The organism is Aurantibacillus circumpalustris, assembly GCF_029625215.1.
Classification (GTDB): domain Bacteria; phylum Bacteroidota; class Bacteroidia; order B-17B0; family Aurantibacillaceae; genus Aurantibacillus; species Aurantibacillus circumpalustris.
Window position 1 is genome coordinate 3,021,481 of sequence record NZ_CP121197.1, and the last position, 13,960, is coordinate 3,035,440.

14 protein-coding genes are annotated in these 13,960 nt (G+C 33.3%); all 14 read right to left on the minus strand.

Annotation, left to right across the window (positions count from 1 at the left end; all coding sequences use genetic code 11):
* Positions 1-73 precede the first annotated feature (73 nt).
* Entirely contained in the window at positions 74-496 is a 423-nt protein-coding gene (locus tag P2086_RS12565; RefSeq protein ID WP_317900260.1) for a T9SS type A sorting domain-containing protein, read from the minus strand.
* 171 nt (positions 497-667) lie between these two features.
* Positions 668-1,285, minus strand: coding sequence for a hypothetical protein (locus P2086_RS12570; RefSeq protein ID WP_317897091.1), 618 nt, complete (start codon positions 1,283-1,285; stop codon positions 668-670).
* Between the two features lie 37 nt (positions 1,286-1,322).
* Complete coding sequence (locus P2086_RS12575; RefSeq protein WP_317897092.1) at positions 1,323-1,691, minus strand: hypothetical protein; 369 nt, start codon at positions 1,689-1,691, stop codon at positions 1,323-1,325.
* Positions 1,692-1,748: 57 nt separating this feature from the next.
* A complete protein-coding gene (locus tag P2086_RS12580; RefSeq protein ID WP_317897093.1) occupies positions 1,749-2,225 on the minus strand; it encodes a glycine-rich domain-containing protein in 477 nt (158 codons plus the stop codon).
* Positions 2,226-2,594: 369 nt separating this feature from the next.
* On the minus strand, positions 2,595-3,254 hold the full coding sequence (locus P2086_RS12585) for a response regulator (protein WP_317897094.1): 660 nt from the start codon (positions 3,252-3,254) through the stop codon (positions 2,595-2,597).
* Positions 3,238-4,056 carry a sensor histidine kinase gene (locus P2086_RS12590; protein ID WP_317897095.1) on the minus strand — a complete coding sequence of 273 codons (819 nt, stop codon included), beginning with the start codon at positions 4,054-4,056 and terminating at the stop codon, positions 3,238-3,240. The genes P2086_RS12585 and P2086_RS12590 overlap by 17 nt, the downstream gene beginning before the upstream one ends.
* Positions 4,029-4,685, minus strand: coding sequence for a hypothetical protein (locus P2086_RS12595; protein ID WP_317897096.1), 657 nt, complete (start codon positions 4,683-4,685; stop codon positions 4,029-4,031). Before P2086_RS12595 ends, P2086_RS12590 begins: the two co-directional genes overlap by 28 nt.
* A gap of 3 nt (positions 4,686-4,688) precedes the next feature.
* Complete coding sequence (locus tag P2086_RS12600; RefSeq protein ID WP_317897097.1) at positions 4,689-5,000, minus strand: hypothetical protein; 312 nt, start codon at positions 4,998-5,000, stop codon at positions 4,689-4,691.
* Between the two features lie 761 nt (positions 5,001-5,761).
* On the minus strand, positions 5,762-6,856 hold the full coding sequence (locus P2086_RS12605; RefSeq protein ID WP_317897098.1) for an ATP-binding response regulator: 1,095 nt from the start codon (positions 6,854-6,856) through the stop codon (positions 5,762-5,764).
* Positions 6,857-6,872: 16 nt separating this feature from the next.
* The gene (locus P2086_RS12610) at positions 6,873-7,319 is read right to left on the minus strand and encodes a response regulator (protein ID WP_317897099.1); all 447 of its coding nucleotides are present in this window, start codon (positions 7,317-7,319) and stop codon (positions 6,873-6,875) included.
* 11 nt (positions 7,320-7,330) lie between these two features.
* Complete coding sequence (locus P2086_RS12615) at positions 7,331-8,446, minus strand: sensor histidine kinase (RefSeq protein ID WP_317897100.1); 1,116 nt, start codon at positions 8,444-8,446, stop codon at positions 7,331-7,333.
* 26 nt (positions 8,447-8,472) lie between these two features.
* Positions 8,473-12,105 carry a response regulator gene (locus P2086_RS12620; protein WP_317897101.1) on the minus strand — a complete coding sequence of 1,211 codons (3,633 nt, stop codon included), beginning with the start codon at positions 12,103-12,105 and terminating at the stop codon, positions 8,473-8,475.
* A 1-nt stretch (position 12,106) separates the two neighbouring features.
* Positions 12,107-12,685 carry a chemotaxis protein CheB gene (locus P2086_RS12625; RefSeq protein ID WP_317897102.1) on the minus strand — a complete coding sequence of 193 codons (579 nt, stop codon included), beginning with the start codon at positions 12,683-12,685 and terminating at the stop codon, positions 12,107-12,109.
* Between the two features lie 16 nt (positions 12,686-12,701).
* A complete protein-coding gene (locus tag P2086_RS12630; RefSeq protein WP_317897103.1) occupies positions 12,702-13,529 on the minus strand; it encodes a CheR family methyltransferase in 828 nt (275 codons plus the stop codon).
* Positions 13,530-13,960: the final 431 nt, after the last annotated feature.

The window sequence follows — 13,960 nt, forward strand, 5'->3', positions numbered from 1 at the left end:
TTTAACATTTTCGTAATTTTTTAGTGGGTCTGGTTCAGGAAGTACGAAATGAGTTTTAAACTAAGCCATCTCACTAATAAAACACCATTCGTTTTATGTAAACCTTATCCTTGTTGCGTATTAACACCAAATAGGATCCTTTGCTGAGCTGTAAATCTGCCGCTTGTATCGTTAGTTTGATCTCGTTTTTTTCGTCAGCAACAAGGCCAGCTTGTTTATAAATTAATTGCTGGTTTTGGTTGTACCAGTTAACGCTGGTTAAAGAATGTGTATTGGGTTTAAAATGAATGAGGAATTCGTTGCTTTCTGGGTTCATAAAAATATTTAAAATGAGTTTCCTTTCTGCAATGGCCAATTCGGTTATGCGGATAAGCTGTTTAATAGAATCGCTGTTGGCAATCAAGAGTGCATTGCGTGCATCAATCGTTTGAGATTGAAGTGTCGTGTTACATGCAAACAAAAGTACTATGGCGCAGATAAAATTTTTAATGTACATCAATTAATGTAGTTTTAATCAATAAGTTTGATAAACCATATGGATACCCCTTGCAAAGCTAAGCTAAATGTGCGGGTATACCGTGGCGGATTCCCGACATTACTTGTCGGAAAACGACATCATGTTTACAGCGTTTTATTTTTTTTTAACCATAGTGGCTGGCGATTAAGTCTACTTTTTAAAATAATTTATCCAAAGTTCATTTCGATATATGGTTGAATGATTAATTTTATTTTTTAAAGATGGATAGTTTTTAATTAAGTTGAACTTAACTGTGTTAAAAACAGATTCGGGCATTTGTTGACTAAAGGTTATTCTTCTTATAATTTCAATGGGTACTTTAATTTCAAAATAGGGTTTCGTTGATTTTCCTTCCCAGATAACGCGGTATTCTCTTTCAAATTTGTAGGGTAGTCTTTTTATAAAAGGAAAATCTTTTAGTTTAAACGGTTGCATTTCTTCGTTAATGCTTTTGTAATTCACATTGCCATGCCTTATTCCAGGTGTTTTATCAAATATTTCTGTGAGTTTGTTAGCATTAAATTCAATACAGCAACCGTTGTTTCCCTTAGCAAAGGTTTTCCAGTGATGAATTGTTTCACCTGAGTCGGTAAAGCACAGAGCGAATACACTTTTTATTTTAGCTTTTCGTTTATATTCTAAAATCACTTCGCTGTCATTTTTATCCTCCCAGGAAATTGGATCTAATAAAACTAGTTTTTGCTTCTCAAGAAAATCTAATAGTATGGGAAGCGTTGTAAAGCGATTTAAATTGATTAAATTTTTCATAAACGGATCAGCTATTTTAGGTAGACATTCAAATTCTCTAACCCCCATGTTGCCAGCATTTGCCATTTGTGATTTTGGTCATTCGCTTACATCTGCTTCCTGCCTTTGTTGTTGCCGTACATTGGCTTGATACGGCATTTTTTTCTGGTGTATTATAAGTAGTAGGTGAGGGCTCGGTTTTGTTTTTTTGAACGCTGACAGATTGTGCAGGTGCGCATACTTTACAGGCATCGTAACCTTGCAACAAAGCATCTTTTAATTCAATAGAAAATTTACTGTGACTTAAATACCTGCAATCTCCCTGATGATATTTGGCTCCTGTTTTGGTTATATAAACCGGTTGAGCTTGCAATGAATTTGCAAGTAAACTAACAAGTAAAAAAGAGAGTAATACAATTTTTTTCATACACTTGTTTTTATGTTAAGTAGTACTGTTTTTTATTCAGTATTATTAAGCATTGTATTACACAAAGCCTTTATACTCTTCACCAAAATGCATTTGATATAATAATTTTGTTTCTTCTATGGCTTTTTTAAATGAAACGCTGGCTAATTTTTTATTTAAAAATATGAGAGGAGAATGGTGCAAGAAATATCCAAAAATGGTTTCACAATCTTCGGCATATTTTTTAGTGTGTAGAATGTGTTGATTCCAGAATTTGTCGATGAGTGTATTTGGTATAATGTCTTTATACTTAAAGGCACGTTTTAAGGCTAAGAATCTTTTGTATTCTTTTTCTACTTTTTCGCAGGTTGAGAGAGCCCAACCTTCCCCTTCTTCTTTGTCGATTAGTTGTAATTTAATAAGTTCAAAATTGAGTGCGTTGATATCTTCAAAATCGAGATCACTCGAAAAATTGAGATCGCAAGAATCTAAAACAATGCGTGTTTTGTGCTGATTCTCTTTTTGTTTTCCTTTTTCAGTGTTTCGTAGTTGCATTTTAGTGGGTTTAGAAATTAGGACCAAGTTACGGGATTAAAACATGCTGTAGGTGTCGGATTCCCGACATTTTATGTCGGAAAACGACGGGAGTTTTTTGCTTTTTTTAATGAATTAATTAATGTTGACGGTAGTCTAATTGATGTCAAATTAAAAAGAAAGTAATAATGCGAAATTTTATGCGGCCTTGAATTTTTGTACCTTTTTTTCAAAAGAAAAACTCAAAACCTGCCACTAAAAAAACTTAGGGTTTTAAAGTATTTAACTTGACGCTCATTCGAGCCATCTGGACATGGTGAAATGAAATAAAACAAAAATTCTTTGAGCTTTAACATCCAATCATAGCTGAAAAATGTCATCTCTAGAAGATTATTCATCAACAGTAATGTAATTGTGTTTTAAAGCGAAAAGAATAAGTCCGGCGGAAGTTTTTGCGTGGGTTTTTTCGTAGAGGCTTGATTTATAGCGTTCGATGGTGCGTTCTGTGACCTGCATTTCGGATGCAATCTCTTTAGTGAGTTTATCCGCACATATTAGAATGAGGGTTTCTTTCTCTTTGTCAGTTAAGACTAAATTATTAAAGGTTGGGTTTATAGCTTTTAAAGCGAGAAGTTCTTTTAAAATGCTGTGATTTATTTTTTTATCAAAAAAATATCCCAAGCTACTCACTTCATGAATAGCATTCATAAACGTTTCAAAATCGGTGTTTTTTGGTAAAAAGCCTCTTACGCCTTTTGCTGTTAGGTCTTTTATAGAAGAGTTTTCAAGAAGCATACTCATCACAATGATTTTACACTGAACCTTATTCTTTGCAATCCATTCTAATGTTTGCCAGCCATTCATAACAGGCATTTGCAGGTCTAAAATAATAAGGTCTGGTTTTGTTTTCTTAATAATTTCTATTAAAACTTTTCCGTTTTCTGCAATTCCGACTACCTGAAGTTTTTTATCTGTTTCTATGCAACGTGCTAAACTTTGTGAAACTAAGGTGTGATCGTCGGCTATAGCTATTTTAATTTTGTTTGCCATGTGAGTGCGGTAATCTTATTAAAACCTGTGTGAGATTGTTTGTGCTCGTGTAGTTTAAAGTTCCTTTTAGTAGTTCAATTCTGTTTTGAATGCTGCTTAAGCCAATGCCTTTATTTTGTTTAATAAGCACTTCTACATGTTCATTGGTAAAGGCTTGACCGTTGTGTTCAAATTTAATCTCTAATGAATTAAAAGTCTTGGTCAAAATTACATTTAAAGTACTGCAATTACTATGTTTAATTAAATTATTAAGCACCTCCTGAAAAATTCTAAATACGTTAAGTATCTTTTCTTGGTTAGTGCCAATGTCTGAATCTTCGATATCACTTTTAAAAGTAGTTTTAATGATGCTGCTATCATTAATACGCTTAATTAAATCCTTTAGTGTTCGAATAATACCCTGGTTTGTAAGAGCAATGGGGTAAAGATCTTTACATATTGCAGAAATTGTAGCGATGGTATGATCGAGGTTGTTGAGTTCTATTCTAAAATTATTTTTTTCTTCATCGGTACCTTTCATAAAAAAAAGATATTTTGAAAAATTTAATTTCAACATTGAGAGCTCGGCACCAACACTGTCGTGAAGGTTTTTGGCGATACGGTTACGTTCTTCTTCTTGTCCGGAAATGATTGCTTTTAAAATTGCCTGTTCTTTTTCATTTTCTATACGTTGCAATGTATTTTGCTGAATGAGGTATTTTTTACGGTGAGAGGTAACAAAATAAATAACCAGTATCGCTATGCCAAACATGATAATGGCACCCACCAAAACGATTATAACGATTGAGTCGCTTTTTTCCATTTTAGTAAACCTACCGCTAATAAACAATTATAAATGACATGTGCAAAGTTGTGTATGATCCACAAGTGTTTTATCGGTCCATGTGCTCCTGGTGCTGTTATATAATTCATGACAAGAAAAAGAGATAATACGATCGAAAAATAGATGAGTAAAGCCGTATTGAACCAAAAAAAATAGTATTCGGTGAGGCTAGGAATCTCTGTGTTGTTTGTGAGTTTGGAGAAGTAAACGATGCTCATAATAATAAACACGAGTGCTTTAAAGGTGTTGATGTGTGCGTAAAAATCACCTAAACTCAGTATTGAAAAGAAAGGCAAAAGAAAATAGGCCATAAAAACAACCGCAATTGTAATAAAAAGCGGTCGAAGTTTGGGTGAATTCCATTGTAATTCAAAAACGAATAAAATGGCTAAAAATTCCACAAACGTAAAACCGTTTATTAAATAATAATTGGTGTAAATAATGTGTAAAGATGCGAAAAAATCTGCCGAAAAGGAGACGATTAAATAAAAAAGCAAAACCTTTAACTGAAGATTAAGGGTTTTGCCTTTGATAAAAAAATAAATGCATAATGGTAGGATGGTACTGGCAACTGAAAAGTATGTCATTATGTTATATGCCAGTTTCATCTTTTATCCGTTTAGTGGACTAGTATTATCGCAATTACTTGGACATGGTGCAGACATGTCCAAAATAACACCACTATACAAATCCTTTTCATCAGCATCCGCTCCTACAAATACCAATTGTTTATTTCCATCTGCATCTATGCCATAATACGCTCTAATACCAACGCATCCATTCTGGTTTAATATGTCCATGAGTTTGTTTTTACCAAAAAAATGGGCTTTTGTTTCATTAGGATTATTTGTTCTGTAATCACTTGTCATTTCAGTTGCCACTGCTAAACTGATTGCGCTTGATTCATTTCCGTTAAACGACATAAGTTTTGGTTTTAAGTTAGTTAATTTAGTTTTGGTTAATTATAAATGATGAAAAAATTCACATTTCGCTTTAAATTTTTTTACTGGCTAAAAATACCTAATTCCTATACACTAAATAAAATACTCGGGTGTTTTTCGACACAACAAGTGGTTACGTCGACGTATGTTTGTTAGTGCAGTGATGGATATTTTTTTTGAGGTCAAGTAAAATGTCGAAATGCTCCAATCTTTTTTATTTCAGCATAAATTTCAAAACAAAGTTTACTAAATAATTTTAAGGCATGCAATTATGCAATTAATTCAGGTTGAGTGCACAGTGCCAAAAAACCCACACCTTAGCTTTGGCGTGGGTTACTGGTTTTTTTTGGGTTTAAATGTTAGGATTATAACAACTAACACAACTAACTTTGACGAAGATATTGTAAAAAAATTGTATTTTTTAAAAATGTCGAATTCCGACACAAAATGTCGGAAATCCGACATTTTTTAAACTCAATTAAGAAAATAGTGGTCTGAAAGCACTTTGTCTTTGAGAAATTGCTAATTTTTTCTTTAAATCGTTCGTGAATTATTGGAAATTGGCACTTAATTACGGTCTGTAAACCGCTCTTAAACGTAATTACGTATGTAAAAACTGAAAGATTCCAGAACTGGGAGATTCTCTTTAAAATGGCCGAGCAGGAAGATTAGTTGTTCTTTTATTATGACAATGCCTTATTCAATTTTTTGATCTTGTAGTTACAAACTTTACAAAATTATCATTAAGGTCTAATTTTTTGTATTGGGAGTATGATGCTAAAAACGGAACCTATACTTTTTTCACTAACCACCTCAATGGTGCCGCCCAATTTTTTTATACTAGTTTTTGCAATATATAAGCCGAGCCCAGAACCAAATGAATGTTGGTTACCGCGGAAATACATGTCAAAAATATTATCCAAAACATCTTTTTCAATACCAATACCGTCGTCTGTTACCTTAATAACAAGTTCATTTTTTATTTGGGATATGTCAATGTTAATTGTAGGACTAGTGTTTCTGTGATCACGAAATTTTACAGCATTTTGTATAATGTTATACAGAGCAAGTTGAAGAATTACTTCATCAAAATAAACTAGGCCTACTGTGCAATTTAATTCCCAATTCAGATCAATTGTTGGTTCCTCCAATGTTATTCTTTTCCTAATGCTATCTATTAACTTTCGCAAATCAATTTCTTTGTAAATCGGTTTTCCATTTTTAATGGACATTACATCCATTAACGACAGTAAAATAGAATCGAGTTTATTTGCGCATTGCGAAATTTTAAGAATATAATTTTCTGTATTTTCCGGCGAAGCTTTTTCATTGGCCATATTAATGAGCCCCAAAATTGAGCAAACGGGTCCCCTCAGATCATGCGCCGCCTTGTAAATGAACGTGCTCAGTTCTTTGTTGACAAGTTCTAACTCAGTATTGGCAATTCGTTTTTCAGATTCAATTTTTCTTGACTTAAGTGCTTGAGCAATTGCTGAAGGTAAGCGTGTTAAATTACCCTTTAGTAAATAGTCATCGGCTCCTTCTTTTATACTTTGAATGGCGAACTCTTCTGAAACTGTTCCTGTTACAAGAATAAAGGGTATTTGGTAATTAAACTTTTTGTAAATTTTTAAAGCTTCAGATGAGTTAAACTGAGGTAAAGAGTGGTCAGATAATATTAGGTCTGGGGCATCACTTTCTAAGGCTTCAACAAACTTTTCTTTGTTTTGCGCTACTTTAATAGTAAAAGCGGAGTTAGTTTTTTTTAAAAATCTCGCAATTAATTCCGCGTCAGCTGGATTGTCTTCAAGATGAAGTATTTTTAAAATTGCTGCCATTTAATTTTTTGTTTATTTAAATTTGATTTATTGATTCGTTCAGAAATACCCAATACAAACCCAAATCGGAAATTGATTTGGAAAAATTTTCAAAGCCCACCGGTTTAACAACATAACTATTTGCACCAAGATTGTAGCAAGTTCCTATATCTGCGTCTTCTTTTGACGAAGTGAGGATAACAATTGGTATTACCTTTAAGTTATCGTCAGACCTTAACTTGCGGAGCACTTCAATACCATTTACTTTAGGCATTTTAAGATCTAAAAAAATAACTTTAGGTATAACGTTTAGAGTTCTTTCTTTATACGCTCCCGTTCCAAAAAAGAAATCCAAGGCTTCAACACCATCTTTTAAATGAACTATACTGTTTATGTTATTGTTTTTCTTTAGAGCGCGGATTATCATTTCCGCATCATAAGGATTGTCTTCAATTAAAACAATTTCAATAGACTTCGTTTCCATAACTAGTATTTTTAAATAGTTGGTAATGTAAAACTAAAAGTAGCGCCCTCACCAAGTTTAGCTTGAGCCCAAACTTTGCCGCCGTGTTTGTTAATTATGCGTTGAACTATAGCTAAACCAACTCCTGTTCCTTCAAATTCCTCTTGAGAGTGAAGCCGTTGAAAGACACCAAATAGTTTATCTACATATAGCATATCAAAACCAACTCCATTATCCTTGATTTCATAAATTACTTCTCCGCTTTCTGTTTTTGAACTTATCTCAATAAGTGGATTTGTTTTCTTTGATGTATATTTTATTCCATTTGATATTAAATTAAGTAACACCTGATTAATAAGACTAGGATCTCCCATTGCCGGGCTTAAATTATTTACTTTTACTTTTGTTTTTTTCTTATCTGTTTTAAGCACTGTATTCAATATATCATCAATAAGTATATTCATATTCAGTTCTGTTTTTTGAACAGTTTTTTTACCTAATCTCGAAAAAGCCAAAAGGTCATCAATTAAAAAGCTCATTCTTTGTGAATTAAACTGTATCGCATTAAGCAATCGAACACCTTCGTTGTCGAAAAGCTCACTATAATCCTCCTCTAACATTTTTGCATATCCGTCTACTGCTCTTAATGGTGCTCTTAAATCATGAGAGACAGAATAAGAAAATGATTCTATTTCTTTATTTGAATATTCAAGTTCTTTATTTTTCTTTTCAAGGTTTTTATAAAGTTTAAATAACTCTATTTCCTGTTGATGTTTCTCAACAAAAAATTTCACTTTATTAATTAGAATTTCTGGTTGAAATGGTTTTGTTATAAAACTAAAAGCTCCTTTTTCGTATCCTTTAAAAACATTTAAATTATCAGTGTAAACCGCAGAAATAAAAATAAAAGGTAAATGTGCTGTTTTTTCTTCTTCTCTTAGTATGCTAGCTAATTCATAACCATCCATGTCGGGCATTTGAACATCAAGTAATGCTAGAGTAAAATCGTTGTACAAAGTTGCCTTTAGAGCATTATTTCCACTTGAAGCTTCAACAAGTTCTACATCCAAATCTCTCAGCACTTTTCTTATTGCGACTAAATTTTCTGGTTTGTCATCAACTACCAATATTTTTGGTTTTATATTCATAAACGTTTCTGTTAAAAATTAAAATACTATTTGCTTAGCCAAACCCTCAATAAGGAAAGCATACGTTCACTATCAATAGGTTTGGTAATATAATCGTTAGCCCCAGCATCTATACATTTTTGTTTGTCATCTTTCATTGCTTTTGCCGTAAGAGCAATCACTGGTAATTCTTTAAATTCATCTTGGGCTCTTATCCTTTTCATTGCTTCATATCCATCCATTTCAGGCATCATTATATCCATTAAAACAATGGCGATATCCTTGTTCTTATCTAAAATTTCAAGTGCGGTTTTACCGTTATCAGCTTTTAAGATTTCCATTCCGTGTTCCTTTAATATTTTTGATAGAGCAAATACGTTTCGCATATCATCATCAACTAACAAAACTTTTTTTTCATGATAAATTGCCTCCTTATCGTACAATTTATTTATTATAGATTGTTTTGATTCAGGTAAATTGCTGATGGTTCTATGCAGAAATAAGGCGGTTTCATCTAAAAGACGCTCCTCAGATTTTACACCTTTAATAATAATACTCTCGGCATATTTTTGCAGTTCGTAATTTTCTTCTTTTGTGAGTTCCCTACCTGTATAAATAATGATAGGTGAAATACTATCCTTTAAATTCTCGAGTTTATAAATAAGGTCAAAACCGGTCATATCTTGTAAACCAATATCTAACACAATACAATCAATGTGATTTTTCTGATATAATTCTATAGCTTCGTGTCCCGTTTCGGCTTCAAAACACATTACATCTCCATTGCCAATTAATTTCTTAATCGCCGTTCTTAAGTTTTGGTCATCTTCTACAATAAGAAGGTTTTTCATTTTTCTATTTACAAAATTCTCAATCCTGCCAAAGGCTTCATCTAAATCCTTTTTATCTACTGGCTTCCTTAAGTATTCGATAGCCCCTTCTTTAATGGCCGCTAATGAACGTTCGTTTACCGACATGATGTGAACCGGTATATGTCTCACGGCAGGATTTTCTTTCAACTCTGTCAGCACCTTATAGCCATTAATTCCAGGGAGATCGATATCAAGAATGATGGCATGTGGTTTATATTCTAATGCCAGTTTTAATCCGTCTTCGCCTGTTGCTGCCGTTAAACATTTAAATTCATTTTTCTTTGCCTGTTTTAAAAGTATTGAAGCAAATTTTAAATCATCTTCGATTATTAACACAACCTTATCTTGGTTGGTTATTGTATTTCTATCATCATCAATTGTTGGATAGTTCAAAAATTTGCGACTATTTTCAGTTGATGGCGTTAGCACATTAGTTTCGGTAATGGAGTCTGAATCGAACTGTTGGTTTTCTTCACGTATTTCAAAGGGGAGTATAAGCGAAAAAGTGGAACCCTTTTTTACTTTACTACTAAGTTTTATTTCTGCACCAAGCAATTTTGCCAGTTCACGTGAAATAGACAAGCCTAAACCTGTGCCGCCAAACTTTCTTGAAGTGCCTCCGTCGGCCTGCTGAAAAGCCTCAAATATGGAGCTCTGTTTATCTTCTTGTATTCCTATGCCAGTATCAATAATTGAAATAATAACTTTGTCTGAATCAAGTTTGTTTATAGTAAGCGTTACACTGCCTTTTTCGGTGAATTTTATAGCATTGGCTAAAAGGTTTTTTAATATCTGGTTTAAACGCTGTGAATCTGATCGAATAGTTTCTGGTAATCCATCCTCAAGGCTAAAAGATAGTTTCAATCCTTTTTCTTCAGCATTATATTTAAAATCGCGCACCAGTGTATTTGCCAACTTCCTCAAAGAGATACTTTCTATATTTATCATCATTTTCCCAGCTTCTATCTTAGAAAGATCAAGCACTTCATTAATTAGTACGAGTAAATCTCGTCCGCTCTTATAAATAATTTCAGCACTTTCAATCTGATCTTCATCAAGATTTTTCTTCTTGTTTTCGGAAAGATCTTTCGATAAAATCAATAAACTGTTTAGAGGCGTTCTTAATTCATGTGACATATTTGCCAGAAATTCCGATTTGTATTTACTACTTACCTCTAATAGTTTTGTTTTCTGTTCAATATCATTTTTTGCAGCTTCTACCTCTTGGTTTTTTACTTCTAAAGATTGAGTTTGATCTTCCAATTCCTTGTTAGTTATTTGTAACTCCTCCTGCTGTTGTTTTAAACTTTGAGTCTGCTCCTCAAGTTCTTCATTCATCTGCCTTAACTCTTCTTGTTGTGAAAGCAGTTCTTCACTTTGAACTTGGGTTTCTTCGAGCAATTGACTAATACGTTTTCTCGCAAATGCTGAATTAAAGCTCAAAGCAATGCTTTCCATTGCAATTCTAATGAACTCTTTTTCGGTTTCGGTAATGGGGGTTAATTTTCCTATTTCAATCACACCTAATGTTCTTCCTTCAAAAACAAAAGGAATGATTGACAAGTTTTTGGGTTTGGTATTTAAAATGGCAGAGCTAATGCGCATTTCTTCTGCCTCGATTTCGTCCAAATAAATTGGCTTTTGCACGCTCGCGGCCTGTCCAATTAATCCTTCACCCATAACGAATTGTTGTTTTACATTTTTTGGCGATAAAAACGCATAACTAGCGGAAAGGAATAGTGAATTGTCATTTTCATTTAGTAAGTATATTGCTCCAATATTCCCTTTTATATAAGTAGTTAGAAAGGTTATTGTTTTGGTTGCCATCTCTTCTATTCCTTTGTCGCCCATCAATCCATCAACGAGTTGATTTTGCCCTAATGTAAGCCAATTATGTTTTTCGTTAGCGGCAGTGGTTTCCCGTAATGAGGTGGTCATTTCTTTTAAGGCTAAGCCCAAAACATCGCGATCAGACTTCGGCTTTATGGTAACATGATAATTACCTGAGGCGACATTATTGGCGCTTTGAGCTATTTCCCTGAAGCTTTCATTTATATTAATAAGGGCGTTAAATACCGTTCTCAACTCATCATTTGTTTTATCTTCCGACCGTTCCTTTGTAAATTCTCTACTTGCAATTTTTTCTGCTTCCTTTGTGATAAATGAAATTCTTTTTGTAATGTTTTGAGTAATTGAATAGGAAATAAACAAAGCAATGATTAAGCTCGAAATAATTAAAAAAAATACAGTATTAAGGGCACTACGGTAAGCCTTATCATTACGTATTTGATCTTCGCTCATTTTAATTTCATTTTTATTAACAAGACTTCCCAATTGCTGTATTACAACTGTCTTTGTTTTAGAGCTCTGATTGACTGAAATTTCGAAAGCCTTTTCGGGTTCATTTTGCAAAGAATATTCTACAATTTTATTTAGGTTGGGTCTGAATTTTACCCATTCAGTTTTAAATGCTTCCAGCACCGTTTTACCTTCATTGTCAACAATATTTTCAAGTTCGAGGGTTTTCTTATCCACCGAGTCTAATGCCTGATAAATGAGCTTTTTATAAAACTCCATCTTTTCAGGGTTTCTTTCTACAATAATATTTTTTTCATGGCGAGTTACCTGAAGCACATAAATCATTATTTCGTTAGATAGATTAATTTTCCGTGCCGAAACATTTACGAGGTATTTTATTCGGTCGTTAGATTCAGAGTTTTTGCTTATCATAACAAACGCGCATGCGATAAACAGCAGTAAAATGAAGGAAAGTCCGAATTGTAATTTTCTTTTAATGGATAGATTCATACTAACTTGCTAAATTGTTTTGTTCTAATTGTATTAATAAATCAACTATTTTTTTAAGCGGCAAAATGTGATCAGGTTTGGTTGTCGCAATGGCAGCTAAAGGCATAGTATTTGATTCTGCTGTTTCTGGGTCCTCAACTACAACTAAACCGCCATATTCCTGAATTCGTTTTACGCCAGCAGCGCCATCTTTATTTGAGCCCGTTAGAATTATGCCAATGAGTTTGTCTTTATATGCGGCTGCCGCAGATTCAAAAAGCACATCAATGGAGGGCCTGGCGAAGTTAACTCTTTGATCAATCGTTAACGAAAAGGTTTCGTCCATTTCAACTAACAAGTGATAATTGGCAGGTGCTACATAAACATTGCCCAGTTCAACTTTTTCTTTTTCACGTACTTCCTTTAATTTAAGATTGCTAGTTGTGTTTATGAAATTTATCCACATATTATCAGAACGGGCACCTATATGTTGAACAATTATTATCGGGATACTGAAAGTAGACGGCAAGGATGCAAACAATACCTTCATCGCATTCATACCTCCTAACGAAACACCTATGACAATTGCTTTATACTGCATTACTTGAATTTAAAATTTAATATTTTTTCTTAAAAATTTTATGTTTACTGTCTAGTTCGTTATACGTAGTATGTGCATTATTAAAGCGCAGGCTCTCTTTAGAACCCAAGCAGAGTATACCACCCTTAATAAGACTGGCGTTAAAAAGAGAATGTACCTTGTTTTGAAGATTTCTATCAAAATAAATTAAGACGTTTCTGCAGAAAATCATTTGTACTTCTGCAAACACACTATCTGTAACAAGATTATGATTAGCCCAAACTATATTCTTCCCTAAAGATTGATGCATAATAACATTATCATAACTGGAAGTGTAATATTTACTAAAAGATTCTTTGCCACCAGATAGTTGATAGTTTAGTGTGTATTCTTTCATTAATTCGTTTGAAAAAATACCTTGTTTAGCTCTGTTCAAAGCTTGCTGATTAAAATCTGTTGCATAAATGGTAGCACGATCGTACAAACCTTCTTCTTTTAAAATAATTGACATGGAGTAGGCTTCTTCACCAGTTGAGCAACCAGCATGCCAGATTTTAATAAAGGGATATGTTTTTAAAATAGGTATTACTTTTTCGCGCAGAGATTTGTAAAACTCGGGATCGCGGAACATTTCAGTGACTGTAATGGATAAATCTCTTAGTAATTCGGCCGCGAACGTTTCATCGTGTAACACTTTTGCGTGTACCTCGGTAACATTTTTTAACCCAGTAATAAGCATTCGGTTATTAACCCTACGTGCAATATGAGCCTGAGAATATTGCCTGAAGTCATATCCGTGTTTTTGATATATTGCATCAAGGAGAAGGGAAATTTCAATATCTAAATTATCTTTGTGCGGTGTCATATTAAAGAAAGTACTAACAAGCAATTATTTTATTCTACGTAAACAAGGACAAATTTTTTTAGAGTGACAGAAAGCTCTAATGATTAGTCGTTATTGATACGGTTAAGTTTCGGCGAATCGTGTTTATTAAATTAGGTTTAACTCATTTTATGTTGTGGTTAAAAGGAATTAGACAAATAGTATTGTTGTGAAAATAATTAAACCTTTATAGTTTTTTTACACTAAGAATATTGATTTAATCTGATGTATATGTGCCGGAGAAATAAGGATTAGCATACACTTATCTAAAAAATCCCGTAGTTAGAAAGCGAAAGAACGGTCGTAAATACACGCACCGCTTGCTTCGGTGCCGATTACTGGCTTTTTATGGGTTAAATTTTAATGCTTCACGAAACAAAATATTTCTGGCATAAAGTTAGGTTAAAAAAATG